This is a genomic window from Donghicola sp., from assembly GCF_025210255.1.
Lineage (GTDB): Bacteria > Pseudomonadota > Alphaproteobacteria > Rhodobacterales > Rhodobacteraceae > Donghicola > Donghicola eburneus.
Genome location: NZ_JAOARZ010000004.1, coordinates 1 through 26,480, shown reverse-complemented (window position 1 = coordinate 26,480; position 26,480 = coordinate 1). Strand labels below are relative to the sequence as shown.

Here is a 26,480-nt window from a genome sequence, read left to right as displayed (position 1 = left end):
GTGCAATGAGTTCTGCCTTCGACAAGCTGGCACGTCCGGTTCAAAAATGGGTGCGCTCCAAAGGCTGGCGGGAACTGCGCCAGATACAGGCGGATTCGGTTCATGTGGTCATGGATGGCAATGCCGACCTGATCGTTTCAGCCTCGACCGCGGGCGGCAAAACCGAGGCTGCCTTCTTGCCCCTGATCTCGCAGGTTCTGGACGCTCCGTCGGAGCGCGACGGGTTCGATCTGGTTTATATCGGGCCGCTGAAGGCGCTGATCACCGATCAGGCGATGCGGCTCGAAGACATCTGCCGAGAGGCCGGTTTGCCTGTCTACCCCTGGCATGGGGACGTGTCGGGCAGCGTGAAGGCGCGAGCCCTAAAGGCCCCCAGGGGCATCCTGCTGATCACGCCTGAATCCCTGGAAGCGCTGTTCGTGCGCCGGGGGTTGGAAATCCCGCGCCTGTTTGGAGCCACGCGGGCGGTTGTGATCGACGAGTTGCACAGCGTTCTGGACAGCGAGCGCGGTGTTCAGATGCGCTCTTTGTTGACACGACTGGAGATAGCCGTGAAGCGTCCGATCCGGCGTGTCGGGCTGTCGGCTACGCTCGGTGACATGAATATGGCGAGCGCGTATTTGCGACCTGATAATGCAGAGGCTGTGCAGCTGATCGAGGCCAAAGGTGGAGAGGCCGAGCTGCTCCTGCAGCTGCGCGGTTATGTGTCCGGCGGTGAGGATGAAGACGCGCCATCTGCCACGGATGCGGTGTCCGAGCACTTGTTCAAGCACTTACGCGGTAGTGACAACTTGGTGTTTGCCGGAGCGCGACAATGGGTCGAAATCTATGCCGACCGGTTGCGCAACCTCTGTGAAAAGGCTCATTTGCCGCAGGAGTTCTACCCGCATCACGCAAGTCTCGCACGGGAACATCGGGACTTTGTCGAGAAACGCCTGAAAGATGCGAACCTTCCAACAACCGCCGTTTGCACCTCGACGTTGGAACTGGGCATCGACATTGGTGACGTGGCCTGTGTGGCCCAGGTAGGTGCTCCGTTCAGCGTGGCAGCCCTGCGTCAACGGCTGGGACGTTCCGGGCGCCGCGAAGGGCAGCCTGCAATCCTGCGCCAATATTCGGTTGAGGCCAGATTGGATAGCGAAAGCAGCTTTGTCGATCAACTCCGCCTCGGACTGATCCGCGCGATTGCCATGATCGAGCTATTGCTGGAGGGCTGGTGTGAGCCACCAAGACCTGAGGCCCTCCATCTTTCCACGTTGGTGCATCAGATCCTGTCGGTAATTGCTGAGAGAGGCGGTGCGCAGGCAAACAGGCTGTATCGCGTCCTTTGTCAGGAAGGACCGTTCCGGCGGGTGGACACCGGGTTGTTTCTGGACGTTCTCCGGGCAATGGGGCGACCTGAGGCTGAATTGATAGAACAATCCTCTGACGGCTTGCTGTTGCTCGGTGCGGCAGGCGAGCGAATTGTCGAGCACTATAGCTTCTATGCAGTATTCAAGACGCCCGAGGAATTCCGCCTTGTTGCCGATGGCAAGGAACTGGGCACATTGCCGATCGACAATATTCTGACACCTGGAATGCTTCTGATCTTCTCGGGGCGCAGGTGGGTCGTGCAGGAAATTCATGATCTGGAGAAAGTCATCCTTGTGAAGCCCGCAAAGGCAGGGGTTCCGCCACTATTCGGCGGCGACCCTGGCATGATCCATGATCGCGTCATCGAAAAGATGTTTGACGTTCTGGAGGGAGAGGTTGAGCCAAGCTACATGGACAAGATATCCCTTCGCCTGCTTAGCGAGGCACGGGCCAACTTTGAGCGGTGGAGATTTGCTGAAACGCCTGTTGTCGAAATGGGTGACGGAGCTTGGATTCTAGCAACACGCTGCGGCACAGTGAAAACCACTACTTTGGCAATGGCGTTAGGTGCCGAGGGCTTTCAGATAACTCAGCACGATGGGTTTCTGCTGGTTGAATCCGGTGAAGCAGAGCAAACTCTGGATCAGGTGCTATCAGAAATGGCCAACGCAGCGACCCCTGATTTGTTCGCCCATTCGCCGAACCTGATTTTTGAGAAGTATCACTCCTACCTCACTCCTGATCTATTGAAATTGGATGCACTTTCCGCGCGGGTAGACCGCTCCTGCTTGCAAAGCCTTTGTTCAGATTTGCGAGCGCAGAAAGCAACTATCTGAAGGAGCCGCAAATGGCTTTCGTATCAGGCTTTTTGCGTTTTTTCGGCATCGCAAAATCTTCGCCAGTTTCCGTAGGTTTACCAACTACGTTTCCGATAGGGTGACTTTGTGCGTGTAAGTGTTTTGTTAGACTTTCGCTGGTTGGCACGAGTTTGTAGCGCCTGGAGGTTTCTCCGCGCGTTGGTTCCGCCCTTTGACTTCGGCCAGATGTGGTCGACTTGCCAACCCATAGGGCTGTTTCTGCCATAGGCCGGTTTGTAGATTACGTTACCCTGGCTATCCCTGCGATAGAGGTTTGGGTTTTTTCCCTTGACGCGGGGCGCTTTGGCCCATGCGTGCTGAGCTTTCCAGTTGTTTGAATAGGGCATAAATTTTCCTTTCGTTAGGCAGCGTTTCTTCGTGGGTGAATGTGGGAGCCGGTCGGCGTGATCTCGATATCGAAGCCTTCGGTGATCATGGTCTTCACCTGTTCGGTGTGGGAGATCAAACCGACCGAACGCATGTCGTTGGTGAGGTCATAAAGCGTCTCGAGAGCGGTATTCAGCGTGTCCTCGTCGAGTGTTCCGAAGCCCTCGTCGATGAAGATCGCGTCCAGCTTGATGCCACCGCTGTTGCGCTGAACAACGTCTGAAAGTCCAAGGGCAAGTGCAAGCGATGCCTGGAACCCCTCCCCCCCTGACAGGGTCTTTGTAGGTCTTGATTTTTCAGTGTTCCCGTCGAAGACAGAGATTTCCAAACCTTGTTTTTGACGGCCGCCACCGGTGACTTCGGGCCGCATCAATTGATATCGCCCTTCAGTCATTGGCCCGAGACGGTGATTGGCAGCCAAAAGCACTTCGTCAAACATTGCAGCGATGGCAAAATCCGGGAGACGTACTTTCCGATCGTTATTTCCGTTGACCAGGTCCGAAAGCCCACCAACGGGCCCATACTCTTTCTCAAGGTCATTGATTTGCGTGGTCAGGCGCTGAACTTGACCTAGCACCTGTTGCCGTCCGTCGAGTTCGTTTTTCAGGCGAGACTGGGCATCCCGGCTCTGTTCCAACGCTGCCCGCGCTTCATTTCGAGCCTTGGTCAGCAAGGAGAGATCAGGAGTGGGCTGATCCCCGATGTCCTCCGTCAATCCACGAAGCCGTGCGGTAATTGCTGCAACACGATTTTCGTAGTCGCTTATCTGTGCCTCTAGAACGGAGTACTGGGCAACATCGTCTTTTGCTGCCTGGAAAGCCTCCTCGCTCAGCCCGACTTTTTCGAGTTGGCCGAAGAATTCACCTTGTGCTTTCTTCAAGCCCTCGGATGTTTTTGCGACACCGTTCTGCGCGATCTTTGCGGCTTCCTCGGCTGCGCTGAAGACAACGGCCGCATCCTTTTCGTCGGCAACGGCAGCTTCATGATCGGCGGCCAGTTCGTCGTGCTTTGCAATAGCTGCCGAGAGCGCTTCAGAAAGCGCGTTCACGGGGCGCAGCTCATCGGGTACGCCTTTGAGCGTCGTGTCATAGGCGGTCTGTGCCCGGACCTCGACACCTTTGGCATCCGATTCGGCCGACTTTGCGTTTTCTAGTGCTTGGGCTGCATTGCTGGCGAAAGCTTCGGCGGAAGAAATCTCACCCTCGAGATCCGCAAATCTGTTATCAGCTTCGAGCGCAGTTTTCTCCTCGCGTGCCGCCAAGAGGATCGGGGCCAGTGCCACGCGATCTCTCTTGGGGCGTTCAAGCGCATCCACCTCATTTTGCCGCTCGACAAGCGTAGCTTTCGCCGCCGCCAACGTGGTTCTGGCTTCAAGCTCGTCGTTCTCGGCGGAGCGCAGTATCTTACCTGCTCGCTCGAATTCATCATGCCGACCACGACGCTCTGGATCCCCGCTGGCGGGATCGGGGTGGTTTAGGGCTCCGCAGGCTGGGCAGGGCTCGCCTGGCTTCAGTTTTCGGGCGATGTGAAGCGCCTGAATTTCGGTTAAGTCCTGTTCCGCATGCTCAAAGGCCGCTTTGGCTGCCTCAAGTTGTTCAAGCGCCTCGTCATGCTGGATCGAGAGGCGATCCACCTCCTTTGACTGACGGTCCCGCTTGAGAACGGCAGTCTCAAACTGATCCAGGGCTTGCGACTCTGCGTCAAGTGCGCTCATTGCGGTTGTTGCTTCCTGAAGCGCGCGTACGTGTTGGGGGTGCTGCTTTTGCAGGTCGCGCAGGGCCGACAATGCTTGTTGGGCTTCTACGTTCTTCTGGTCGGCGGCGGCTTTGGCTTCCTCAGCCGTTTGTGAGGTCAAATTCGCAGCATTCAACTCTTCCAGCAGTGCTTTGGATTGATCGAGCGTCACCTGTTGACGTTGAAGTTCTGACACCCTGGCCTGTGCGTCTTCCCGCTCCTCTTTCTGCATATGGGTACGCGACAGCGTTTCCCGTGCCCGCATGATGGCATCGGTTGCGCTCTTTAGGTTGTCTCTTGCCTCGTGTTCGCGGGCCGCCGCTGTGGCGCTTTCGTCGCGGGCAGTCTGCAGTGCCGCCTCGGAAACTAGAACGTGTTGGGCGGCACGCGCCTGCTTTAGCCGGATGCGCACGGCATCGATCGTTTTGCATTCTGCCTGCAACTCCAAGTCTTCCTCTCGTGCGGTTGCAAGGGCTTTGAATTTCTGGGCAAGTACCTCGCCCGCAGACAAGCCTTTTTGACGTTTCTCAAGTACCCTTGTTTCAGTTTCGATGGTCGTATCGAGCACGGCGATCTCATCGATCATTGATTGGATCGCTTGCGAGAGCTGGTCTTCGCTCTGATCGTCAAGAAGAGTTGAGCGTCGGATTTTTTCGTCGCTGATCTGACGATAAAGCGTGGCTGCCCTGGCCTTAATCTGGGCGGCGAATGTCTCGTAAAGCCCGACATCAAAGAGCTGTTTCAGGATTGGTGAGCGCTCGTCTGAACTGGCAGTCAGGATGCGACGGAAATCCCCTTGCGGCAGCAAGATGATCTGCCGAAACTGTTTCGCATTGTATCCGAGAAGCTCTTCGACCCGTGCGTCAACAAGGCCGACTTTCTTTTCCGCAAGTACTTCACCTGGATTGTCCTCGGAGATTTCCTCGAGTTTCATTCCCGTCGCCCGGAAGAGATAAGCCTCGTGTGCCTGCGTTGTGGTGCCGGAACCGCGAAGCGCAGCGCGTTGCTGGACGGGAATACGCCGGATGACGTAGCGGTCCTCTCCCAGATCAAAGACCAGTTCTACTTTAGTGATATCTTTCGCATGATCATGATGACACACCATATCTTCAGGCGCTCTTTCTGCCCCAGAAGACTGGCCAAAAAGAGCGAAAGAGATTCCGTCAAACACCGTGGTCTTGCCGGCACCGGTTTCCCCATAAATGCCGAAAATACTCGCTTCGAGAGCTGAAAAGTCGACGACCTCGGTGCCCGCGTAAGGCCCGAACGCGGTCATTGTCAGACGGATCGGTTTCATTCGGTGTCCTCCAGAATGGGTTGATCCAGCACTTCCTTGGTTACTTCGAGTTCCTGGTCCGTCGATCCCTCTCCGCGAACGTATTCGAGGAATTCGCCGATCACGCCGATAGGATCATCTAACTTGGATTGGGCACGACCCGCACTGCTCATCACGAGCTCACGGGCTTTCTCTCGAAGGGTCTGCAGGATGTTGGGGTAGTAGGGTCGAAGTTGAGCGGCCGGCTCGATTAAGGCACCTTCATCAAGCAAGATTGCACGGATGTAGTCGTCGCTGGGGTGCTTAGCCGCGTCGGCGACCAAATCGGCCAGATGTCCTTTCACCTCTCGCACGTGCCGCAGGGGTTCGAAGGCGACAGTTCTAAGGTCAACAATCTGTCCATCCGGATTGAGATCGAAGATCGTCATGGATTTTGTGGTTCCGGCCTCGTCAAACCCGAAGGCTAAAGGCGACCCGCTGTATCGGATCGAGTCACGACCCGCGATCTGCGGGCGATGCAGATGACCAAGCGCGACGTAGTTCGCGCCGTCGAAGATGGAGCTTGGCACGGTTTCGACTGTGCCTACGGAAAGCGTCCGTTCGCTTTCGGATGGTTGGCAATTCGTCACAAAGGCGTGGGCGACGACAATCCAGCGGGCGGTCTCTGGGACGTGCGCCTTGGCTGCAGCGATCTGTGCGCGCAAGACGTCTTCTGGCGAGCGGATGCTTTCGTCTCCGAAGGCACGACGAGCGGCATAAATCTCCGCATATGGAAGCGCAGAGATAGCAACTGGACCAGCACCGTCCTCGAGCACGAGCGGCAACTCATCGCTCGAGACAGGACCGCGCACTAAGATGCGGTTCCGGTCAAAGAGCTTCGATGCCGCTCCAAGCCGCTGTCCTGAATCGTGGTTTCCGGCAATCACCACAATGGCGGCCTCAGTCTCAATATGAACCCGCTCAAGGAAATCGCTGTAGAGTTTTATCGCGGCCTCGGATGGAGAGGCCTTGTCGTAAACGTCACCCGCGACGATTAGGACATCGACTTGTTCAGCCACGACCGTTTCAAAGATCTGATTGAGTACGTACGCGTGATCTTCGTGAAGTGATACGCCTCGCAAGGTCTTGCCAAGATGCCAGTCCGCTGTGTGAAGTACTCTCATTTTCGCACCAATAATTTTTATACGTATAATTTTTAGATGGACATTTTGGCTGAGTCAAGGTAGGAATGAAACATGGCTTTTGACGACCTTAAACATGCCCAAAAAGAACGTCTCGAGTACCTTGATCGTCTGCTGTTTTGGGATGGCGCGGCGACACGGAGTTCGCTTATCGATCGGTTCGGGATCTCGAACCCGCAAGCGGCGCTGGACTTCAAGATGTACCTGCAAGCCGCAGGCCGCGAGGCGCTGAAATATGATGCCTCCTCGAAGCGGTATCTGGCGACCGAGCGCTTTTCCCGACTAAGCGGCGAAGCTTCCACGGACGAGCTTGAGGAATTGCTGGGGGGTCGACGCGGGGCTCTGTATGATATGTTGCCTGACCTGCAACGCACACAGAATGTCCGAGTATTTAGACCTCTTTATCGCGCCGTTCTGGCCAACGAGGCTATCGAGATCGTCTACCAATCCATGCGCGACCCGGAACCTGAAACGCGTTGGATTGCGCCACTCCGTTTTGCTTCTGATGGTGTGCGCCTCCATTTGCGGGCATGGTGCTACACTCGGCAGGGATTTCGCGATTTCATACCCTCACGCATTGATGTGTCCAGGTCTTTCATCAACCGACGAGCCGCGTCGGATGTGCCCAAAGATGACGACTGGTATTCCTGGGCGATTTTGAAACTGAAACCACACGACGATCTAACGGATGATCAAAAGAGGGTCGTGCGCATCGAGTTTGGTTTTGATGGAGATTGTCTCGAAATTCGCATTCGCAAAGCGTTAGAATTTTACACGGAACGAAGATGGGGCCTCGATCAGGAAAACCCGCGGCTTAAATGTGTATCTCGTGACTATGAGGCCATGACCGAGGATGAGATCCATGAGGGTTGATCTGGCACGAACCGATCCTGACGTGAATATGAACAGGTTCTATTACGTTCAACTGACAAAAGGGATCTTCGGTGACGCAGGCGTCGAGCGTTTTTGGGGTCGACGTGGCACCTCGGGGCGGCATCGGCTTGATTGGTACCAAAGCGAAATGGATGCGTCCTCGGCAATGACCAAACTGGTCAAAGCGAAACTGAAAAGAGGTTACGCTCCTATAGAAACAAGGGAACCGCCCAACAACAATCTCATCGGTTTCGTCGCTTCGCTTGCGCGAAAACAAAATGAAACTAAAGATAACTAGGCCAGAAAATGCGAGCATTTATATCCTATTCCCACCAAGATTCAGCCGCGCTTGACCGTTTGCACGTCCATCTTGCCAACCTTCAAAGGGAAGGCCGGATCGAAACATGGTACGACCGCGAAATATTGGCGGGAGACGTTTTGGACGATGAGATTAACCAAGAACTTGAAGTAGCCGACTTATTCCTATTAATGGTCAGTCCCGATTTTATTGCGTCCAACTATTGTGTCGAAAACGAAATGCGGTTTGCGTTGCAACGGCATGACGCTGGGGAAGTGCGGGTTGTGCCGATCATCGTCGAACCGTGTGATTGGGCAGCGATGCCACAACTTCGACAACTGAAAGCAATCCCAAAAGACGGTGTTCCGATATCTGAATGGGCGAACGCGAATACTGCCTATCTTGATGTTGTGCAGGAGATCCGCCGCATTGTTGATGCAGTAGAGATTGAAACTCCCGAACTTGCAGGGGATGAATTCGTGCCGACTGCACCGCAACACGGCATTCCACGCTACCGAGTTCAACGTGACTTTGATGAGATTGACCGTGGAGAGTATCGCGATGCGGCGTTCGCCACCATCAAAGACTATTTCCAACGGGCGATTAGCGAAATAGATGCGGTCGATGGCCTGCGGGGCCGATTTGTCGACCGAGGTGCGAACTCATTTGGCGGCACGGTTGTTAACCGCGGTCGTCAGCACGGAACCGCACACATCACGGTGCACTGCCGAAACGCAGGATTCGCGTTGGGAGATATTTACTATTCCTTCAACGAAAACGCCGGCGACAACACCGCAAATGGCGGGTTCAACGTCTCCTCGGACGAGTACGAGCAGTTCCTAGTCGTCACTATGGCGATGTTCGGGAACGCACCAGAGCGGCTAAACTTTGAGCAAGCGGCCGAATACCTGTGGAACCAGTTTATCGAACAAGCGGGGATCACCCATGCCTGAACGCGCCCGCTTCCGCTGCAAAAATTGTGGGCATCGCTTTGAAGCCGATGTGCTTGATGAAGCTGAGCGCCGAGAAGCCCGTCGTGAAGATCGCCCAACTAGTGCAGTGCATTGCCCTGAGTGCCGCCGCACCGACATTCGGCGGGGTTGGGATTGATCAGGATACCGGAGAACCAAGGTCTATGGCACTGTTTTTTACCTTCACGTTTGTCACCTGACGACCTTGAGCTAGAGAGAAAAAATGCTATCGCCATATGAATTCACAATCGGAAAAATCGAGGATGCAAAGCCGCTTAGCCTGATCTTGCCTACAAGCAAGTACGAAGAAACAATGCTTGTTGGCCAATCCAACAAAGCTGCGGTGGCAGTATTTCTCACTGGGCACCACAAGGCGCTTTTCATTGAAAGCGAGGGGAACAAGAGTTGGGGTGGACTAATCATCCCGGATGTTCGTATTGAGATAGATGAAACGAGCTGTGTTGACGCTTATAACACAGACGCACCGTTTCTATCTGTGACAAGGATAGACACAAGGCTCGTTGTGGCAGGCAAGAGCGAGGGATCATTTGGGCGTTCGACGCTGATTACGCTTCACGACAACCTCACGTCAGCAGGTGAATATCAGGCAGCGTTTACGAAGTGGCAGGTCGTTGTCGGAGAGGGACAAAACACGCGCGTTGTGTGGTCGATGCCGGACAGCGGCAACCCCTAGCTGCGGTCGAGAGCTTGGTAGAGGGGAGTGATCAGGATTGCGGCACAACAACTATTATTGCCTCAGCCAATTCAACATCCCTTGGACACTCTCGTAGTTCGGGAGCGCGTCCCGAAATTCCTCGTTTGGGAATGAAGATAAAAAGGTGCTGTGTACTGACGCGGTTTTGCCTTCCAAGCCCAAATGCGTTTCTATTGTGCCGTCCGTCCAAACCCAGATGCCGTGTTCTTTGAAGTGCTCGTGGATGGCATACACGTGCTCACGAGCGTCTGTCTCAGCAGCCATGATCTCGTACGCTTTAGCTGCGTTAACTTCGCCGAACTTTTTTGGAAAACCGTCTTCGGCCAGGTCGATTTTCCCCTCACCTTGAAGGCGCGTCAGCACCGCCTTGCACCCGACTACAGCTGCGTTGTCGTTGCCAATCAGGCCGTGCTGGATGGCTGGTCTAAATGCGAAATCAAGATCGACGATAGCTTTTGTAGGGATTCCCATTGCCGCAAGTACGGGCAACGCCTTGGGCACGTCGCTCGAGCCACCAAGTGAAACCAATCCCAATTTGTCTTCCTCAAGCGAGCAGTCGGCCTCATGCTGGAACAGGTCCGGTAGTAGCGTTTGCTCGGTCTTGCCTTCGGCCAGTACCACCTTTTCTGAGAAGAGCAGCTTGGTCGAATTTGATAATGCAAAAAGAGTCGTTGACTGATGCTCGGCATCGGCAATTGCGCCTTGAACGGCATCTGCCATCCTGGGAAAACAAATCGTTCCATCCTCAGGCGTGCGGCGGATCAGTAGTGCGTTCGGTGCATCCGATCGAGCAATCATGTTGGCCGAGTGAGTTGAAAATGCGACTTGATAACCCTCCTCTGAAAGGCGGCTTAGCGATGCCCGAACAACTTCAATGGCTTGGGGGTGCAGGTAGAGCTCAGGTTCGTCGATCAGCAGCAAGGTTGTCCGCGCCTCATTGGCAATCGCCTGCCTGCGGATTTCGGACAAGCATTTGATTAGGGCAATTTGAACCGACCGCTGAGCCCCATGTCCGAAGGACGACGCATCTCGACCTGTTTCGTGATCGAACTGCTGGTCGTAGATTTTGATTGTTGCACTTTTTAGGAAGTCGGAAAACTCAGGTGTTTGAATGTGGGTTTTAGCAACGACGCCCGGGAAGAAGCGACCAAGTTCAGTCTGGATCTGGTTGTCGAGTTCAACCAGTGTTTCGTCCTTCTCGGCCCCTTCGGCAGATAGTCGGCTGGAGACTTGTGCGAGCGCATCCGTGACAGGACCTGCATTCCGTTCGGCAACAGGACCAATAATCTCCTTGATCAACTTTCCAATTGTGGTTCCTGAGGCGAACTTGCCGACGTCTTCCGTCGCGTTCTCCATTGCGCCAATGAAGATCGGTTCGGGAAACATCGCTGCTATTGCTTGGTCGATACCAGCTGGGTTCACGACCCACTGCTCTTCACCTTCTTGCTCCTGCTTGATTTCCAAGCGAATTTGGGTGGCGCTTACGCCAGGTACCGCTTGGGTTCGACGCAACTGAATTGTGCCGTCCACTACAAGTGGTTCAACACGGTTCCGGTGGTTCTGTTCCAACGCTTCGAGAACGGCGGCGTCTATTCCTGATATTACGGCGGTGATAACAACGGGAAGTTCTGGATCAAAGAAATCGGACGCTTGCAACGAGGATTTCTTGATTACCCAAGACATCGCTTGAAGGATATTCGTTTTGCCCGCGTTGTTGTAGCCGACCATCGGTGTATAGGCTGCAAGGGGTAATTCGATTTCTTTGATGGATTTGAAGTTTTCGATCTTGATTTTAGAAATTCGGTGCATCTCACCCTCACACAAATAAAGCGAGACAACTTTCTCCTATCGGTTGCAGAGTTGCAACGGGTGGCGGCTTTTGTAGGCGCGGCGTGGATGCCGACAAAACTCTCTTCAGGCTCTTGCCGAAATTCATGTCCGCCTTTCGGCAATCCTTCAAATCAAATCTCTGAATTGCTCCAACTCGGCCGCCGTCGCCACCAACCCCTGCTGGGTGAGGATGGCGAGGTAGTCTTCGGCTGAGTAAGGCGGGTTCTTGAGGCGCGCGCGGACCTTGCGAAGGGCTGAGCAGAACAGGCCCGGCGCGAGCGCAAGGTGGTTGCTGAGGAAGTCGTCCGGATGCAGCGTTTCGATGCCGTAAGGCTCGAGGGCGTCCTCGGGGAAATCCTTCAGGTTCTGCGTCACGATCACATCGCATCTGCCGACGATGGCTGCTGCCAGGACATGCCGATCGTCGGGGTCGGGGAGGTCAAGCGACGGGATCAGGGCTTCGTAGCCTGTTACCAGGCAATCTCGTGTCGCGTGGTTCATCAGATCCCGCGTGCGCTCGAGTGTTTCGCGGTCTCTGTGCGGCTCGTTGCGCATCAGAGCGTCGATCCACTCACGGTGGATGTCTTCCGACCATTTGGCCTTGAAGATATCGGTCACAGCGAGCTGCATGAGCACGTCGCGCATCGGCGCTGGATAGAGAACGTTGGCGTCGAGAAGCGCCGTATAGTGGCTCATGGTTTGCCGTAACCCATATCCTGCTCTTGCGCTTCAGCTGCCAGTTGATCGAGCACGCTTTCCCGCTCGGCATTGATGGAGGCCTTGTAGGCCATCACATCTTCCATCCGGATACGGCGGTGTTTGCCCACCTTGCGATGCGGGATCTTCTGCTCATCCAGAAGCTTGATCAGGAAGGGACGGGAGACGTTCAACACATCAGCTGCCTGAACCGTGGTCAGCTCGGCATTCTCGGGAATGATCGTGACCCCCTGCCCCGCTGCCATGGCTTCCAGGATATCCATCAGAAGCGCGACGGCGCCTGCCGGCAGTTCAATTGGTTCGGCCTGCTCTCCATCAGTAACACGCAGCTTGAGAGGCGCTTTGCTCCGTGCATAGCGCGACAGGAGCTGCCCGGATGCGCGTGCGATTGCGGCCTCCTGGGCGCTCGGAGGCAATTGCCGGTGAGCCATCATGTTCATGTGCCATCTCCTTTGCTGCGAACCTCAATATAGGCATAAACGCAATAAATGCAACAAATGAATTAAGTGTAGATCATGCATTGTTCGGTGAATCTGGTTGTTAGAAATGATTGGTTTGGCACGCCAGCGCATTGGCGCTGACCAGGCTCTTGGCTGCGCCCGGAGCCGCGTGACTCGCGTCTCCGCCATTCGGTGCCGATCCTTCGTGCATGTCTCAGGTGAGATCGCGGGCGAGACCGCGATCGCTTGAGCCAGCGGTCAGCCGGGTCTCCGCTCCGCTCTAACCCGGCTGGCAGGTTTTCGTTGTTTGATTCCGCCTGCCATCCGGCCGGTGTCCCGAACAGGGGCTCTGGTGTCGCGTTCCGCACCAGCCTCTGCGGAGAAATCTGGTTCCTCCCACGCGGGCGCGTGGGTCCCTCCCGATTTCACCGCTCCGGCCCCCTGTGTCGGGTCGCCGTCCGGCCGCAGGACGGGCTTCGCCCTCCCCTGCTCTGCCCAGCCGAAAAGCACGGGGGCTTTTCGGACTGACAGATCAGTCGAGGCCTCCGCCACTGGCGGAGTGGTGAGGATCAGGGAACGCTCCAGTGGAGCGTTACCCCGAATCCACGACAAGACCGAGAGGTCTCAAGAAGAAGATACCGCGCCGCTCTAACCACGAAAGGAGCAGGCCATGGGCCTTGATCAATACGCATATGTCAAAACCCCCGAGAGCGGCGACGAGGGCGAAAGCCCGAAATTCGTCTGGCGCAAGCATTCCAAGCTGCAAACCTTTATGGAGGCGCTCTACACCGAGCGGACCGGGCTTTCGGCGTCCGATCTGAACTGTGGCGAGTTGAATCTGGAAACCGCCGACATCGACTCGCTGGAGCAAGCCGTGAAAGGAAGCGCCCTGCCCCAGTGCGAGGGCGGGTTCTTCTACGGGCACCAGTTCCAAGACGAGGTGGCAGCCGAGTCCCGCGACTACGATCTTGAGTTCTGCGCTTGGGCGCGGGCCGAGATCGAACAGGGATCGACCGTGATCTATTCCTGCTGGTGGTGACGCCATCGGGCTGGGGTCTCCGACGCCCCGGCCCCCTCCCCTACCCCATTAACAAAACCAGCCGCCGAGCGCCTGTGCTGCGCTCTGGGCGGGCCTGACATCCATTAGAAAGGACAATCCTATGACCAAGCAACAACCCATCCAGACCGACACCGCCAGCGCCGTGATCCTGCAAATCCCCTTGGAGATGCTCTACATCTCCGATCTGAACCCGCGCAAGGCGGTCTCTGATGCTCATATTGAAAGCCTCGCAGACAGCATTGAGCGTTTCGGCCTCATCCACAATCTCGCCGGTCTCATGGACGAGGACGGCAAAGTCGGGATCGTCGCGGGTGGGTGCCGCCTTCGCGCGGTCCAGATGATTGCAGAGCGGTCCAAGGCCCATCCGTTCACGACGTTGCCGGTCAAGCTGGCCGCTGATGCGACTGAGGCCGAGGATTGGGCCAGCGCCGAGAACGCGGCCCGCGAAGACATGACCCCCGCCGACGAAATTTGCGCCTTTGGCCGCATGAAGTCACGCGGGGCCTCCGTGCCGGAAATCGCCCTCGCCTTCGCCGTCACCGAGGCCCGCGTCTATCAGCGGCTGGCACTGGCAGGCCTGCCCGAGCCAGTGCTCGAGGCGCTTGCGGCGGGTGAAATCAGCCTCGGCACCGCCAAGGCCTTTACCCTCTCCGATGATGAAGCGCTCACCCTGAACCTTTTGGATCAGGTCAAAGGTCAAGCCGTCTCTGAGAGCGCAATCAAGAACGCGCTGCATCCCGATGCGATCAAGGCCACAGACCGCCGCGCCAAGTTCGTCGGTCTTGAGACCTACGAGGCCGAGGGCGGGACGGTCACGCGCGATCTCTTCTCCGACGAGGTCTTCCTCGCCTCCCCTGCCCTTCTGGATCGGCTCTTAGCTGAGAAGCTGGAAGCGGCACGGGCCGATTTGGTCGAGACCCAAGCCTGGGCATGGGCCGAGACCCGCAGCGAGGCTTGGCTCAACTACTATGAGCTCGATCAGATGAAGCTGGCCCGTCTCTATCCCATCGAAGGCGATCTGAGCGAGGAAGAGACGCAAGAATACGACGAGTTGGCTGACCTCGCCAATGGAGGGGTTCTGGACGAGGACGGTGAAGCGCGGCTCTCCGAATTACAGGCCATTCTCGATGGTGACTATTCTGAGGACCAGAAGGCCCATGCGGGGTGCATCATCCTTGTGAATGGGTCGGGCAAACCCGAGATCACTGCCGGTCTGGTCCGTCCCGAGGACAAGAAAGCCGCCATCGAGGCAGGAGTCCTGCAAGCACCGCAGACCACCAAATCAGACACCCCGAAATCCCCCTACTCGCAGAAGTTGGTGGCGGATATGCAGGCGATCCGGCTGGCCTCGGTTCAGGCAGCGCTTCTGGCCAAGCCGGAACTGGTTCTGGACCTGCTGGGCTTTGGACTGTCGGAGGCGTCGGGCAGCTTTGAGAGCGTGTTCGGTATTCGGTTGGGCCGCCCGACAAACGCGCCAAGCGTTCAGGACGGGTTTGACCACGAGCCGCGCCTCGAGCATGGGATCGACGCCAGCGAATATTGGCAGAACGGCACCCGTGTTGAAGACCTTTCCGAGGCTTTCACGGCATTCCGCGAGGACGGCAAGAAAGCCCGCAACGCCCAGATTACCGAGGCGATCGCACGCACCCTGCCCTACCAGGCTGGCGGCGCGGAGTTCTTCGACCTGATCGCGGACGAGGCCGGGGCCGATATCCGCAAGCACTGGACGCCCACGGCAGAGAATTTCTTCTCGCGAGTGTCAGCGGGTCATCTGGTCGATTTGCTCTGCGAATTCATCGACTGCGACGCCCGCGACGAGCGGGTCGTTGCTTTCGCCAAGCTCAAGAAAGCGGAAAAGGCCGAGAAGATGGAAAAACTGGTCAGTGATCCCACCACCCAGAAGCTCATGGGGCTGACAACGGATCAAAAAGCCAAACTCGAGAAATGGGTGCCCGACTGCACCTGACGGCTCCTTCGTGGGGAGACCCAACTGGCCCCGCCTCGGCGGGGCTTCTTTTTGTTCAGCGTTTATCCATAGGCAGGGCCTGGAATATTGTCCTGCGGCGGGGCAGAAGGACAAGCCCCCTGCCCCGCCGCAGGACCGGCGCTGTCCGCGCGGGAGCACCGCCTGGGCGGTGCGGGGTTCAGACGCTACGCGTCTTGGGATTTGATCGTTCTGCTCTGTTGCCCGAAAGTTTGAGAGATTCAGGCGATGCTCTTTTCAGCCTTCGCCGAATTGTTCTTCCAGAGCGCGCCTGGCCAGTTCCAAACCCTGTGCTGTGAGAACGAGGGACTTTGCTTTGCTCGTCGGGTTTTCGATCAGGCCTTTCTGATAGAGCCGATCCGTGACGTCCCAGTCTATCCCCTTCCAAACCCGCGACCCGTCAAGAAGCGTCAGGCTGAGAATGGCCAATGCGGCGGCATCCAGTTTGTCGGTGTCAATGTCCATGGCCTGAATCCGTTGTCCACCTTCGTTATCGCATTTGATGGCGAAACCGGCGCTGACGCAATTCTACACAATCGACGCCTGGTCTTGGTCCGTCGATTGTCGCGCTTCTCGGGTGGCGACGCTCGGCACCTTTAGCTGCCCAGTTATCGCAGCCGTTTCTTGCATTGTGCGTGGTGTCTACGATGCTCCATTGTCCTGTGTTGCATAACATGCTGGTCGCAAGGTCTGTCCTGAACACAAAGGGCGGTTGCCAGAATTGTCCCCTGCCCCTTCGGGTCATTCCTCGCGAAACAAAATTCAGTCCCCCTGCCCTTCTTCGCTGCGCTCCGCCATTGGTGTGTTCCGGCCCTTTGCCCTTGCCGGGTGACCATCATTGCAACACCAGAAAAGGAGCAAAGCAATGACCACCAACTGCATCAAATTCGAAACCGCTGACATCGAGACTGCCAAAGGCGTCGGTTCGATCTCCACCCTGACCTTCGACATCGATATCACGGTGGAGCCGGTCGAAAGTGAAAATCCCATGGCCCCCACGCACCGTGTTCTCGGCCGCTCGCCACGCGGCCGCCTGGTCGAATGCGGCGGCATCTGGAAGAAGCAGAACCGTGACACCGGCGCTGACTACTTCACTCTGAGCATCCGGGACTTCGGCTTCAACGCCAATCTCGGCAAGGCCGCAAACCAGGATGATGACACGGTTCAGGCCGTGATCCCTTGGGGTCCGAAGGAAGCTGCTTGAAGCTTTTAGCTGGCCGGGAAACCGGCCAGCTCTTTTCCCATGCGGGCTATTTTGCACGCGTGCAAAACCCAAGTTGACGGCCAATTGCTGTTCGGTTTTCTCTCCAGTGCAGCCCATATTGTGCGCCAAAATTCCCGTAGGCGTACAATATATGTACATTTCGTCAAAAACCGTGCTATTTATCTCTGGAAGCGATTCCAAGAGAGAATCGAAAGAGAGCGGTGTTATGGGCGGAAGCATAGAACAATTTCTCCAGGAGCTCGAGCGAGGCCTTGGTCGGACGATGGTCTCGGTCAACAAAGAGCTAACGATGAGGGAGCGAATTAAGCGTTCCTGGTCCATGCGCCAGTGTGCTCGTTTCTTGAACATCAGTCATCAGCATCTGACGAAGTTTGCCAAAGACAATGAGGATTTTCCTGCGGGAAAGCATGTTGGACGGGAACGAGTCTTCACACTTGCCGAGCTGATGCATATCCGGGCATTGATGGCTGCGTCCGCCAAGAGACCTGAGCACTTCCTCGCATGGCGAAAGCCTGACGATCCTTTGCCTGTAATCTCATTCGCAAGCCAGAAAGGCGGCACTGCAAAATCCCTGAGTGCGGCTCATTTTGCGCAGTATTTGAGCCTGAACTACGGAATGCGCGTAGGCGTTATGGATGCGGACCCGCAGAGCACCATTACTCTCTATTTTGTCGGGGGTGAAGAAATGCCCGCGCTGCCCGATGATGAGACACCAACGATGGTCGACTTTGCGGGTTTGTTTCAAACTGACGAGGCCGTTCCTTACACTGACTACGATGCCGAAACTCTAGACGGCTTTTTCAAGAAAACGTCTTGGCCGGGCGTGAGGTTGGTTCCGGCCCATGGAGAGACGTCCGAAGGTGAAATCCAAATCGCCCGACTGTTGCGGGCTGGCACGCCCGAGAAACGCTTTTATCGGTTTCTGAGGGACTCTATCGATCGGTGGAAGGAAGGGCATCCGCCTGTCACACGACCAAACGAGCTGGTGAGCAACGGCATGGTTGATCAAGGAAAGCTAGATCAGGCCCTGAACGAAACGTTGGACTGTATCATCATCGACTATCAGCCTGCGTTGACACTGTTCCAATTGAACAACGTCATGGCTTCAACGTCGTTGATTATTCCCCAGACAATGAAGGGTTTCGACATTGCGACTTTGTCCACATTTGTGACAGGTCTCCTCACGATGCTGCGCCATATCTTCGCGACGGATCGTATCGATATGGGTGGAGCGGCGCACATGCTATTGCCTACCATTGTTCAGCGGACAAATGAGCAGGACCTCACTCAAGTGGGTAACCTCCTTGAAAACTGCCCCGATGAAGTCCTTCCGGTATTTTACCTCCGCTCAGATGCCATTTCGAACGCCTCTGACGTCTATCAGTCGGTCTATGAGTATGACCCCGATACGCCTGGCAAGCGCAAGGGCATCAATCGCTTCATTGAAAACGCTGACGCTGTGAACGATGCGATCGTTTCGCGGCTTTGGCCTGGGCTCGAGCGCGGATACGCGGATGAATGGATGCAGAAATTCTACGACTTTGAGGAGGAAGCCGGATGAAAAGAACTCTAAGCAGTTCGGTCCTCAAGAAGAGAGCCGTGCGTCCTGATGACGATGCGGCTGTTGTTTCTGAGGCCGAAACGACCGAGCGGGTTTCTGGGGGTGACTCCAAGCTTGTTGGTGGGGTCAAACCTCGGTTGGGCGGTTCCGGCAGTGCCTGGAAAGCCGGAGCTTTATCGGATGCGAGCCAAATCCTTCAAGTCGAACGGACACAGGTTGTCGAACGAATCCTGTCTGGTCGTCACGAGCTTCGGATCGATCCGTCTCAGATCATCGATGTGATTGGATCCGATCGGCGTGAAGATTGGCGTGACCAGGATGCGTTCGAAAGGCTCAAAGAAAGCATCACGAATAATGGGCAAGACACGCCTATTCATGTTTGGCCCGCGGACCCGGACTGGCGCCCAGATGAGCGCGAACCCGAGAATGTCGACGGAGTAACCTTTCATTTGATCGTAGGGCGTAGACGCCATGCGATCCTTCAAGCGTTGGGCCTACCAGTTCGGGCCTTACTCGTTCCGCAGGCATCTCGCGGTTCTCGCGAAGAGCAGTTTGAAATGCTGTTCATGCGGTTTCGGGAAAATGAGGAACGGGAAAACCTTAGTGCGTTTGAGCGACTTGTATCCATCGGCGAAATGTTTGAGCGGCTTCAGGAAGCAACACCAGATGAGAAATTGACTGCGACCGAATTTGCTAAACGTGTCGGAGTTCATAACAGTGCCGTTTCGCGCGGCCGTGCAGTTTTTGTGGCCAGGGACGAGATTTTGCACGCGTGCAAAAACGTCTACGATCTCAGCCATCGGGATCTCGAAAAGGTCCTCAATGACTTGTCTGGCAAGGCCGCTAAGCCGGCGAAAAAGAAGTCAACGAAACCCAAAAAGCTCACAGTGCAACGTAAGATCGGTTCCCGGAAGCTGAGTGTTACGGGGCAGGGCGGGAAGCTCTCTGTTGCCGCCACGGGGCTCGCATTGGATGAAGATGTCCTCAATGGGTTAGGCGATGTCATCGCCGAGTATTTGGAGAAACATGGATCGAAGTAAGAGGCAGGAGCCGCGGAGACGGTCATCTTCGATCAAAAACGAGGTAAGAAACAGGAGCGCGTATGCTTTGAGATAACGGCAAAAGAAAAGCCCCCAAGCTGAGGGCCTGAGAGCTAATCAAGATTGTTTGGTCGCTATCAAGATAGTTCTCCGGCGAATCACTGTCAACGACGAACGCTCCTGAGCGAACGGGTTTCTTTTGCCTTCCATCGAGCAGAGGAGGCAAAACATCTCATGAAACATTCTGGTTGGCGCAAGCCGACACCGGGCCTTGGCATTGCAGAGCAATTTGCCCAAGCCGGTGAAGTGATAGCTATTCCCAAAACACAGGCCTTTGTGGCGGTGAAGCGCGTAGGAGCCCACATCGGCCTCAAGGCCGGCGACATGCTGCTTCTCGACACGCTTGGGGCCTTCACACAGGCCCAGGACTGGGAAGAGGGGCAGCGCCCGATCGTCTGGGCGTCAAACGCCTACCTGATGGAGCAGACCGGCTTTTCGCTCTCGGCGCTTAAGCGCCATGCCCGGCGCCTGGCCGAGATCGGCGTGATTTCCTTCAAGGACAGCCCCAATGGTAAACGTTGGGGTCACAGAGACGCTGACGGGCGCATCATTGAGGCCTATGGCTTCGATCTGTCGCCGCTGTCGGCCCGTGTCGAGGAATTCGAGCACCTGCAGGCCGAGCTGCAGGCCGAGCGTGAGCTCTGTCAGCGCCTGAAGCGTCAGATTACGGTCGCGCGTCGGATGATCCGCGCCCGGATCGAAGCGGCGTCTCACGCGGCGCTGAGAGGCCCCTGGGATCATCTTTCAGGGCTGTTCGAGGACCTCCTGGACCGTCTTCCGCGCCGGAACACGGCCTCTGAGACGCTTGAGCGACTCCTGGCATGGTTCAGGGAGCTTCAGGAGCGCGTCGAAGCGGCATATCTCAAGGCAGTTCGTGCAGATGAAGTTGTGGAAAACACGCCGGAAACCAATGAACAAGTCAGTGAAAAGACTCAAGAAATGAACCCCAGGGAGGTCAATTCTGAACCTCATATACTAATTACAACCCAACTTAATCCTGTAACCTGTAATCGCTCAGAAACTGAGCAAGCGGCGGGCGTGGTGCCCAATGCGCCACCCGAAGAGCAGCTGGATAGGGAGTTGGAGGATTGGGTTGCGGAAACGCGCAAGAAACGCGGTGTAGCACTCGATTTGCCGACAGTCATGCAGGCTTGTCCGGAATTTGCCTCCTGGGCGCGCAATATAGGCGGATATATGAAGGATTGGGGCGATCTGCACCGGGTTGCAGGGCAGTTGAGGCCGATGATCGGCGTTTCCGAACATGCCTGGAACCTCGCTCAGGACCGGCTTGGGCCTCAAATCGCAACCGCAGCGTTGGTTTTGACTTTCGACAAGCATTGCGCCGGCGAAGTGGCCTCTCCGGGCGGGTACCTGCGGGGCATTGTCCAGAAAGCCGGGGCAGGGGAGTTGCATCTCGAGCGCAGTTTCTACGGCAGGCTCAGCGGACAGGCAGCGTGATGGAAGTGCGGATCAGAGACCCGCGGCTTTCGTCAGGTTCACCCGAAACCGATCCCGGCGGCGCTGATAGCGGCGGGTCATCTCGGCCGAGACGTGCCCGAGCTGCTTCTGGACGTAGCGTTCGTCAACTTCTGCCGAGCTGGCGAGCCCGGCGCGCAAGGAATGGCCCGAGAAGAGAGCGAGGCGGTCATTCTCGGGCAGCTCGGCGCGGATGCCGGATTTCAGGACGGTGGCTTTGATGAGGCGCGCGACGTGTTTGTCCGACAGACGAGCTTCCAGGGCTTTCTTGCCATCGCGGGAGGTGCGCACGAACACTGGCCCGAAGTCGATCTTCGCTAAATGCAGCCATTGTTCGAGCGCATGGACTGGGCAGGTCTGGTCCGAGGATCCGCGACCGATCTCCACCTCACGCCATCCGGTCTTGGCGTTCAGCGTCAGCACGGCGCCGTCGTCGAGGATCTCGGTCCAACCGCCAGAGTCGATTGTGTCGTCTTTCCCGACATCCAGGCTAACGATTTCGGACCGACGTAACCCGCCAGCATATCCCAGAAGCAGGATGGCCCTGTCACGTAGCCCGCGCAGATCGAAACCCAAGGTGGCCACCATGGCGAGGATGTCTTCCGGCAAGATTGCTTCCTTCTGCACCGGCGGGCGGCTATGCTTGCGCTTGATCCCGGCCAGCACGGTGGCGATGTGCCGGTCCTTGCGGTCGAGCGCGAATCCGCGCTGCGCGTAGTTCCAGACGAGACCGGAGAGGCGACGGTCAATGGTCGAGACCGAAAGAGCAGGGGAGGAGCCTGATGGCGCGGCCAGGTCGGTCAGGTAAAGACCGATCATCTCCGGTGACGGGGGTAGGGGATCGGTGCCTTTCAGGCGGCACCACCGCGCGAAGTGCTTCCAGTCGGCCGCGTAGGCCTTATTGGTGTTCTCGGCCGTTGAGGCCTTGGCATAGTCGCGGGCAGTGTCGACAAGGCGATCGAGAGTGCCGGATCCGGCCACATGAGATGGCAGGGCGATGGCACTGTCCGAAACCTCTGCCGGTGTCTCGTGCGGTATGGCGGGACCCTGGGCTGGTAGGCGTCGTGTCACGTGCTACCCTCCCCAATTCCGTATTGGGCCTGGAGTTCCTGGGCGTGCAATCGGATAGCTTCTGCACTGCGTTGTCCACGTTGATCCCGCAAATCAATGACCCAGACGGTGTCTCGAGCGACTGTGTAGAGCAGCGAAAACGCGGTCCCCTTGATCTTGAATTCGCGCACCAAGTCAAAATCCTCGAAGGACGGCCCCGAAAAAGGAAATTCCTTGAGCATGTGCTCTGCCTGGATCAAGGCATCAATGGCTTTGGCCAGGTTGAGCTGCGGGTTTTGGCGGTAATAGGCTCTGAACCAGCGCAAGCCCGGCTCAGAGGTTTCGAGATATCGAAGGTCCATGCGTGGACTCACGCGTCGGGGAAGGGGGCGTCGTCATCAGCCTTCAGCCAATCGTGGACCGCATCCGGAGCCAGAGAGGGTGCATTCCGTTCGACAAGGGCAAGCCCGGTCTCAACGAGATCACGCGTCGCCAGGCGTTCTTCGACAAAGGCCCTGATCGCCTGATTGGCCATATAGGAAGATGAGCGATCTTCGAAGCGCGCGATACGATCGAGCTGTGCTTTGAGATCGGTGTCGATGCGGGTGGTGAAAGATGTTGTGGCCATGAAGCTGTTTTGGACCTCGAGTTCAGTTGTCTTACAATGTAGGTGGACCGCTTGCGCTGTCAAGAAGATCACTCAAGGAGCGGGGGTTCTGATTCCTCAATCGTGGCCTCTCTCGTTGAAACGACGCATCTCTGCCCGGTATTAGCGCACTCAGCGCGACGAGAGAGCGCCAGGTTGCTAAAGAGCCTCCAAACGACGCCAGTCTCACGAATTCCGGCCTGTCCAGTCTCACAAATACCGTCGTGAACTTGGACCACATTGAACCGATTTGGCTCGGCGTCGGGAGTCCAACGATGGACCTAAAGCCTTGTCCAGCAATGAAATACGAACGAACTCGGCCAGAGAGCCGATTTCGGGCGAGTCCACTGGTGAAACATGAGCTGACATCCATGTTTTGGAGCCTATCCCAATTATGTCCGATAAGGCAAACTTATTGGACATAAATAGCATCGGCAAAGAGAGGCGGTTTATGTGCTATTTTCTGGCAAAAAGCGCCGTCGTGATGTAGGCTTCGGGCATGACTTTTGCCCGGCTAGATCACATCAGCGACCTCGACACGTTACCCCGGATGCCTGCCTGGGTCACCTCCACGCGTGCTGAAACCCTTGAAGATGTTGCGTTTTTGTTGGGCGCGACGCTGAACCACCTGCATCTTGTGTTGGGACACACGGAGGTGCCCCACGCCTTGTTGCGGGACCGCTTGGCACTGCGCGCAGCGGAGGTTTGTGTCGCGTTCTCTGGCCGCCCGGAGCGGGCAGCGGAGTTGCGCGACGCTGTACACCTTTTGCGCCCCGGAGACCTTCCGGGGCCAGCAGGGGAAACATACCTGTCGTGGCGGCGTGCGGTGGAGCGGCCGGTGTCGATCAGGGTACTGTCTCGGGCCATAGGCGGGTTGGGTACAGGACAAATCGCGGACTGGCTGGATGCAGGGCAGGGCGCGCCGGTGGCCCGAGCCGCCAGGGTGTTGGAAACTGTTTTGACGGACAGGTCGCGCGCGGAGACGTCAGCACTGATCCTCGCCGATGCCGCTTTGGCACAGGCGCTTGGCTGGGAGACGCTGCTGCCTCTCATGGTGATCGGTTTGAAACGCGCCGATTTACGCAAGCGCAGGGACGATTTGCGCATGGCCTGTTATCGCGCGGTGACGGCTTCGGCTATGGAAGTCGTAAGTGTGGCGGTCGACCTGTCCCGGCGCGCGGCACACTTGAACACAGTCGCGCCAAAGCTGCGCGCCAAGGGGGCGGGAAAAGCGGTTGAGATGTTCCTGACCCACGATGCCGTGGCGCCTTCATCTTTGCCCTTGCCGGATCGCGCCGCGCGGCGGCTCTGCGACCGGCTGGTCGATCTTGGCGCGATCCGTGAACTGACCGGTCGCGACACCTTCCGGCTTTATGGGGTGTAGGGATGGCCAAGGATCGCCCCGCAGCCCAACTTGATCGCGAGTTGCCCGACTTGCCGCCTGAGCTGCGCTGGCGGGAATGGATGCGCCGGATCGAGGCGGTGCTCTTTGCCTCAGCTTCGCCGGTACCGCGCGACGATCTGGCGCGCGTGGTGGGGCAGGGGGCGTCGGTCGACCTGCTGGTTGAGGACCTCGCCGCCGATCTGGAGGGGCGGGCCTTCGAGATCGCCCAGGTCGCTGGCGGCTGGATGTTCCGCACGCGCGCCACCTACGCCCCCGCGATCCGCGCGGCGGCAGATGTCGGCGACCAACTGCTGGACTTGAGTGAATTCGACGTCGCGGTGCTGGCGGCCATCGCCTACCATCAGCCGATTACGCGCGACGGGCTCAAAGACATCTTCGGCAAGGAGATCAGCCGCGACCTGATCGGGCGGCTGCATGCCCGTGGCCTGATCGGGACCGGGCCAAGGTCGCCTCGGCGTGGGGCGCCTTATACATTTGTGACGACCGAGCAGTTCCTTGTCGCGTTCGGGTTGGAGAGCCTGCGCGATCTTCCCGATCGGGAGCAGCTGGTGGATGCCGGTGTAATGGGTGTTCCAGATCAGGTAGTGTGTTCCCAGCAAGCCTAAAGTTGAACAACGTGTGCGAGATGAGCCATCCAGCGGCTTTTGCTCTGACCACCAGCAATTCTATCTTGCTTTTATGGCCGCTTCCATCTCTCGGCTTCGATTTGGGTGCGACTTAATTTTCGGACTGTCCGCGCACCATTGTACCTGCCCTTGACGAACCCAAAAGTGGCAATGGCACTGGTTAGTTTGCCGGATCGATGGCTCCACAGTCGGCCGACCGAGCCAGTCAAGCCGCACCGACCAACGCGGGCGCCGACTTCTACTCAGCGACAGCTGGATCTTCTGGCCGCAGCCGCCCGGGCACTGGAAGCAAGCCCATTTTTCGATGCTGCCGTCTCGGACGACAACCAATGCATCTGCCGTTAGGGCAGTGGTCTCGGGATGCGTGGCCTGCACCCGGCCGACTAGGTCGACGCGGGGGATAAACCGGCACCAGGTCAGAAAGCGTCGTGCAATGTTACCAAACATCTTCTCAACCCACCCTATCCATGAAAGGGTCGACATCACCCCGGCCCCAGTAACCCTGATCGACACACAGGATGCACCCGGGATTTTGCTTTGCCCCCTGCAATCGATCAATCCCGAGATCAAAACGCCGAATGCGCTGCGCCGCCCAGCCGCCATCGCCTCGATAACCGGTCAAACCCTGCAGCAGCTCGTTGACGGCCATAGTCGCTGTTTCCGTCGTGAACGTGACGACCGCTGGTGCTGGATTGCCGCCGCCGCGCACATAAGCTTCACGTTTCTGACGCTCATACTCCGCCGGCGCGGCACGACGCAGTTCTTCCGCCGCCGCCCGATGTGGGTGTGCGATACCGCGGCACAGCAGGCAAGGTGTGCCAGGGCGCAAGACCGTCGCCCGGCCAATCATGTTCCCAACTTGACCGTCTTCACCACGCGGTGTGAGTGCGAGTCCCAGATCAATGACCGGGCGCAGGTAAAAATATGCGAACCTACTTAGAAACAGTCGGCCTGCGTGATCATCAGTGCACCCAAAGATGATGTCGCAGGAGAGCAAGGCATCGCGTGCCTCATCTGCATCCGCCCAGTGCGGGATCACAACCGGGCGGACACCAAGACCAAGACCCGCCAGTTCTCGCGCGACGACTTCGACCTTAAGCCGCATGCCATCGGCATCGTCCCGTCGAGCTCCATGCAAGCGGTTCAGATTGCTCACTTCAACAATGTCTTCGTCGAAAAGGGCAATCTGGCCGACGCCGAGCCGGGCCAACAGCATCGCAACCGCACTACCCGTGCCGCCACAGCCCACGACACCGATTTTCAGCCGGGCCAGCAGAAGATTCAGTGAAGGTCCGAAGGCAAGCGCTTGCCGCTCGAAGGCTTCTCCGGAAAACCCGCTCAGCCCATTCAGAACACGAAGCCGTGCACCAACGGCTATGACAGCATCGCTGTCGATCGGCTGGGTGTCGTCGATCCACAGACGTGCTGCGTAATCACAGATATCACCATCAATCAGCAGCAGGCTTGCTAACATGACGCCGGCACCATTCCGGTTCCGCGCCAGTCGATACAGTTCCCGTTCGTTTTTTTCGTCCTGTGTTGTCGCGTAGCCCTTAATTGTGAGATGAGAAATGCAATGAATTCAACGACTGTGTTTTGCCCTTAAATATGAGATTTTGCCTTTAATTCCGATATTTTTGCCCTTAAACCTGAGACAGGGTTCACAGGCTTGTGCGGCAGATATCGATGGAAAATGATGGCGAAGACTCAGTTGC

Annotated in this window: 25 protein-coding genes; 13 read left to right on the top strand and 12 right to left on the bottom strand. The window is 57.0% G+C overall.

Annotated elements, in window-relative coordinates:
* Positions 1-5 precede the first annotated feature (5 nt).
* Complete coding sequence (locus N4A58_RS00195; protein WP_293706893.1) at positions 6-2,189, top strand: DEAD/DEAH box helicase; 2,184 nt, start codon at positions 6-8, stop codon at positions 2,187-2,189.
* Positions 2,190-2,266: 77 nt separating this feature from the next.
* Here N4A58_RS00195 and N4A58_RS00190 read toward each other — a convergent pair whose 3' ends face one another.
* The 3 genes from N4A58_RS00190 to N4A58_RS00180 form a co-directional block, all read right to left on the bottom strand.
* Positions 2,267-2,419 (bottom strand): HNH endonuclease domain-containing protein, encoded by a 153-nt coding sequence (locus N4A58_RS00190; RefSeq protein ID WP_293706911.1) that lies wholly within the window; start codon positions 2,417-2,419, stop codon positions 2,267-2,269.
* 152 nt (positions 2,420-2,571) lie between these two features.
* The gene (locus tag N4A58_RS00185) at positions 2,572-5,628 is read right to left on the bottom strand and encodes an SMC family ATPase (protein ID WP_293706891.1); all 3,057 of its coding nucleotides are present in this window, start codon (positions 5,626-5,628) and stop codon (positions 2,572-2,574) included.
* A complete protein-coding gene (locus N4A58_RS00180; RefSeq protein ID WP_293706889.1) occupies positions 5,625-6,770 on the bottom strand; it encodes an exonuclease SbcCD subunit D in 1,146 nt (381 codons plus the stop codon). Before N4A58_RS00180 ends, N4A58_RS00185 begins: the two co-directional genes overlap by 4 nt.
* Positions 6,771-6,842: 72 nt before the next feature.
* Between N4A58_RS00180 and N4A58_RS00175 the strand changes: the two genes are divergently transcribed.
* From N4A58_RS00175 to N4A58_RS00160, 4 genes are all read left to right on the top strand, one after another.
* A complete protein-coding gene (locus tag N4A58_RS00175) occupies positions 6,843-7,661 on the top strand; it encodes a WYL domain-containing protein (protein WP_293706888.1) in 819 nt (272 codons plus the stop codon).
* Complete coding sequence (locus N4A58_RS00170; protein WP_293706886.1) at positions 7,651-7,959, top strand: WGR domain-containing protein; 309 nt, start codon at positions 7,651-7,653, stop codon at positions 7,957-7,959. Before N4A58_RS00175 ends, N4A58_RS00170 begins: the two co-directional genes overlap by 11 nt.
* An 8-nt stretch (positions 7,960-7,967) precedes the next feature.
* On the top strand, positions 7,968-8,912 hold the full coding sequence (locus tag N4A58_RS00165; RefSeq protein ID WP_293706884.1) for a toll/interleukin-1 receptor domain-containing protein: 945 nt from the start codon (positions 7,968-7,970) through the stop codon (positions 8,910-8,912).
* 241 nt (positions 8,913-9,153) lie between these two features.
* Positions 9,154-9,624: a hypothetical protein gene (locus tag N4A58_RS00160; protein WP_293706882.1), complete on the top strand. Its 471-nt coding sequence runs from the start codon at positions 9,154-9,156 to the stop codon at positions 9,622-9,624.
* Between the two features lie 54 nt (positions 9,625-9,678).
* On the opposite strand, the gene N4A58_RS00155 is transcribed toward N4A58_RS00160, so the two are convergent.
* From N4A58_RS00155 to N4A58_RS00145, 3 genes are all read right to left on the bottom strand, one after another.
* Complete coding sequence (locus tag N4A58_RS00155; RefSeq protein ID WP_293706881.1) at positions 9,679-11,454, bottom strand: AAA family ATPase; 1,776 nt, start codon at positions 11,452-11,454, stop codon at positions 9,679-9,681.
* 147 nt (positions 11,455-11,601) lie between these two features.
* Positions 11,602-12,171: a putative toxin-antitoxin system toxin component, PIN family gene (locus N4A58_RS00150; RefSeq protein WP_293706880.1), complete on the bottom strand. Its 570-nt coding sequence runs from the start codon at positions 12,169-12,171 to the stop codon at positions 11,602-11,604.
* Entirely contained in the window at positions 12,168-12,632 is a 465-nt protein-coding gene (locus tag N4A58_RS00145) for a helix-turn-helix domain-containing protein (RefSeq protein ID WP_293706878.1), read from the bottom strand. Before N4A58_RS00145 ends, N4A58_RS00150 begins: the two co-directional genes overlap by 4 nt.
* A gap of 670 nt (positions 12,633-13,302) precedes the next feature.
* Here N4A58_RS00145 and N4A58_RS00140 point away from each other — a divergent pair.
* Together N4A58_RS00140 and N4A58_RS00135 are read left to right on the top strand one after the other, a co-directional pair.
* Complete coding sequence (locus N4A58_RS00140; protein ID WP_293706877.1) at positions 13,303-13,671, top strand: hypothetical protein; 369 nt, start codon at positions 13,303-13,305, stop codon at positions 13,669-13,671.
* A 121-nt stretch (positions 13,672-13,792) separates the two neighbouring features.
* Positions 13,793-15,658 carry a ParB/RepB/Spo0J family partition protein gene (locus tag N4A58_RS00135; RefSeq protein WP_293706875.1) on the top strand — a complete coding sequence of 622 codons (1,866 nt, stop codon included), beginning with the start codon at positions 13,793-13,795 and terminating at the stop codon, positions 15,656-15,658.
* A gap of 255 nt (positions 15,659-15,913) precedes the next feature.
* On the opposite strand, the gene N4A58_RS00130 is transcribed toward N4A58_RS00135, so the two are convergent.
* Complete coding sequence (locus tag N4A58_RS00130; protein WP_293706873.1) at positions 15,914-16,141, bottom strand: DUF6429 family protein; 228 nt, start codon at positions 16,139-16,141, stop codon at positions 15,914-15,916.
* A 400-nt stretch (positions 16,142-16,541) separates the two neighbouring features.
* Here N4A58_RS00130 and N4A58_RS00125 point away from each other — a divergent pair, with 400 nt between their 5' ends.
* The 4 genes from N4A58_RS00125 to repC all read left to right on the top strand — a co-directional run bounded on the left by N4A58_RS00125 (position 16,542) and on the right by repC (position 21,020).
* Positions 16,542-16,880 (top strand): DUF736 family protein, encoded by a 339-nt coding sequence (locus tag N4A58_RS00125; protein WP_293706871.1) that lies wholly within the window; start codon positions 16,542-16,544, stop codon positions 16,878-16,880.
* 226 nt (positions 16,881-17,106) lie between these two features.
* Complete coding sequence (locus tag N4A58_RS00120; protein WP_367176498.1) at positions 17,107-18,462, top strand: ParA family protein; 1,356 nt, start codon at positions 17,107-17,109, stop codon at positions 18,460-18,462.
* A complete protein-coding gene (locus tag N4A58_RS00115) occupies positions 18,459-19,502 on the top strand; it encodes a ParB N-terminal domain-containing protein (protein ID WP_293706869.1) in 1,044 nt (347 codons plus the stop codon). The genes N4A58_RS00120 and N4A58_RS00115 overlap by 4 nt, the downstream gene beginning before the upstream one ends.
* 234 nt (positions 19,503-19,736) lie before the next feature.
* On the top strand, positions 19,737-21,020 hold the full coding sequence (repC, locus tag N4A58_RS00110; RefSeq protein WP_293706868.1) for a plasmid replication protein RepC: 1,284 nt from the start codon (positions 19,737-19,739) through the stop codon (positions 21,018-21,020).
* Between the two features lie 12 nt (positions 21,021-21,032).
* Here repC and N4A58_RS00105 read toward each other — a convergent pair whose 3' ends face one another.
* The 3 genes from N4A58_RS00105 to N4A58_RS00095 are packed head-to-tail and all read right to left on the bottom strand — an operon-like array spanning position 21,033 to position 22,716.
* The gene (locus tag N4A58_RS00105) at positions 21,033-22,076 is read right to left on the bottom strand and encodes a tyrosine-type recombinase/integrase (RefSeq protein WP_293706910.1); all 1,044 of its coding nucleotides are present in this window, start codon (positions 22,074-22,076) and stop codon (positions 21,033-21,035) included.
* 29 nt (positions 22,077-22,105) lie between these two features.
* The gene (locus N4A58_RS00100) at positions 22,106-22,450 is read right to left on the bottom strand and encodes a type II toxin-antitoxin system RelE/ParE family toxin (protein ID WP_293706867.1); all 345 of its coding nucleotides are present in this window, start codon (positions 22,448-22,450) and stop codon (positions 22,106-22,108) included.
* An 8-nt stretch (positions 22,451-22,458) separates the two neighbouring features.
* Positions 22,459-22,716 carry a CopG family ribbon-helix-helix protein gene (locus N4A58_RS00095; protein WP_293706865.1) on the bottom strand — a complete coding sequence of 86 codons (258 nt, stop codon included), beginning with the start codon at positions 22,714-22,716 and terminating at the stop codon, positions 22,459-22,461.
* A gap of 517 nt (positions 22,717-23,233) precedes the next feature.
* On the opposite strand from N4A58_RS00095, the gene N4A58_RS00090 reads away from it, so the two are divergent.
* Together N4A58_RS00090 and N4A58_RS00085 are read left to right on the top strand one after the other, a co-directional pair.
* Positions 23,234-24,118, top strand: coding sequence for a DUF1403 family protein (locus N4A58_RS00090; RefSeq protein WP_009574264.1), 885 nt, complete (start codon positions 23,234-23,236; stop codon positions 24,116-24,118).
* A gap of 2 nt (positions 24,119-24,120) precedes the next feature.
* Positions 24,121-24,744, top strand: a complete 624-nt coding sequence (locus N4A58_RS00085) for an SMC-Scp complex subunit ScpB (RefSeq protein WP_009574263.1) — start codon at positions 24,121-24,123, stop codon at positions 24,742-24,744.
* Between the two features lie 60 nt (positions 24,745-24,804).
* On the opposite strand, the gene N4A58_RS00080 is transcribed toward N4A58_RS00085, so the two are convergent.
* Both N4A58_RS00080 and N4A58_RS00075 read right to left on the bottom strand, forming a co-directional pair.
* Positions 24,805-25,212 (bottom strand): DUF6527 family protein, encoded by a 408-nt coding sequence (locus tag N4A58_RS00080; RefSeq protein ID WP_219929054.1) that lies wholly within the window; start codon positions 25,210-25,212, stop codon positions 24,805-24,807.
* A gap of 4 nt (positions 25,213-25,216) precedes the next feature.
* Positions 25,217-26,239 (bottom strand): ThiF family adenylyltransferase, encoded by a 1,023-nt coding sequence (locus N4A58_RS00075; RefSeq protein ID WP_293706863.1) that lies wholly within the window; start codon positions 26,237-26,239, stop codon positions 25,217-25,219.
* Positions 26,240-26,480 lie beyond the last annotated feature (241 nt).

Bases quoted from the DNA above. Each gene is read 5' to 3' on its own strand.
- N4A58_RS00160 (WP_293706882.1), top strand. From the start codon at position 9,154: ATGCTATCGCCATATGAATTCACAATCGGAAAAATCGAGGATGCAAAG.
- N4A58_RS00135 (WP_293706875.1), top strand. From the start codon at position 13,793: ATGACCAAGCAACAACCCATCCAGACCGACACCGCCAGCGCCGTGATC.
- N4A58_RS00130 (WP_293706873.1), bottom strand. From the start codon at position 16,141: ATGGACATTGACACCGACAAACTGGATGCCGCCGCATTGGCCATTCTC.
- N4A58_RS00185 (WP_293706891.1), bottom strand. From the start codon at position 5,628: ATGAAACCGATCCGTCTGACAATGACCGCGTTCGGGCCTTACGCGGGC.
- N4A58_RS00100 (WP_293706867.1), bottom strand. From the start codon at position 22,450: ATGGACCTTCGATATCTCGAAACCTCTGAGCCGGGCTTGCGCTGGTTC.
- N4A58_RS00170 (WP_293706886.1), top strand. From the start codon at position 7,651: ATGAGGGTTGATCTGGCACGAACCGATCCTGACGTGAATATGAACAGG.
- N4A58_RS00090 (WP_009574264.1), top strand. From the start codon at position 23,234: ATGACTTTTGCCCGGCTAGATCACATCAGCGACCTCGACACGTTACCC.
- N4A58_RS00175 (WP_293706888.1), top strand. From the start codon at position 6,843: ATGGCTTTTGACGACCTTAAACATGCCCAAAAAGAACGTCTCGAGTAC.
- N4A58_RS00140 (WP_293706877.1), top strand. From the start codon at position 13,303: ATGGGCCTTGATCAATACGCATATGTCAAAACCCCCGAGAGCGGCGAC.
- N4A58_RS00145 (WP_293706878.1), bottom strand. From the start codon at position 12,632: ATGAACATGATGGCTCACCGGCAATTGCCTCCGAGCGCCCAGGAGGCC.
- N4A58_RS00195 (WP_293706893.1), top strand. From the start codon at position 6: ATGAGTTCTGCCTTCGACAAGCTGGCACGTCCGGTTCAAAAATGGGTG.
- N4A58_RS00155 (WP_293706881.1), bottom strand. From the start codon at position 11,454: ATGCACCGAATTTCTAAAATCAAGATCGAAAACTTCAAATCCATCAAA.
- N4A58_RS00075 (WP_293706863.1), bottom strand. From the start codon at position 26,239: ATGTTAGCAAGCCTGCTGCTGATTGATGGTGATATCTGTGATTACGCA.
- N4A58_RS00180 (WP_293706889.1), bottom strand. From the start codon at position 6,770: ATGAGAGTACTTCACACAGCGGACTGGCATCTTGGCAAGACCTTGCGA.
- N4A58_RS00190 (WP_293706911.1), bottom strand. From the start codon at position 2,419: ATGGGTTGGCAAGTCGACCACATCTGGCCGAAGTCAAAGGGCGGAACC.
- N4A58_RS00080 (WP_219929054.1), bottom strand. From the start codon at position 25,212: ATGTTTGGTAACATTGCACGACGCTTTCTGACCTGGTGCCGGTTTATC.
- N4A58_RS00150 (WP_293706880.1), bottom strand. From the start codon at position 12,171: ATGAGCCACTATACGGCGCTTCTCGACGCCAACGTTCTCTATCCAGCG.
- N4A58_RS00115 (WP_293706869.1), top strand. From the start codon at position 18,459: ATGAAAAGAACTCTAAGCAGTTCGGTCCTCAAGAAGAGAGCCGTGCGT.
- N4A58_RS00120 (WP_367176498.1), top strand. From the start codon at position 17,107: ATGGGCGGAAGCATAGAACAATTTCTCCAGGAGCTCGAGCGAGGCCTT.
- N4A58_RS00085 (WP_009574263.1), top strand. From the start codon at position 24,121: ATGGCCAAGGATCGCCCCGCAGCCCAACTTGATCGCGAGTTGCCCGAC.
- N4A58_RS00095 (WP_293706865.1), bottom strand. From the start codon at position 22,716: ATGGCCACAACATCTTTCACCACCCGCATCGACACCGATCTCAAAGCA.
- N4A58_RS00165 (WP_293706884.1), top strand. From the start codon at position 7,968: ATGCGAGCATTTATATCCTATTCCCACCAAGATTCAGCCGCGCTTGAC.
- repC (WP_293706868.1), top strand. From the start codon at position 19,737: ATGAAACATTCTGGTTGGCGCAAGCCGACACCGGGCCTTGGCATTGCA.
- N4A58_RS00125 (WP_293706871.1), top strand. From the start codon at position 16,542: ATGACCACCAACTGCATCAAATTCGAAACCGCTGACATCGAGACTGCC.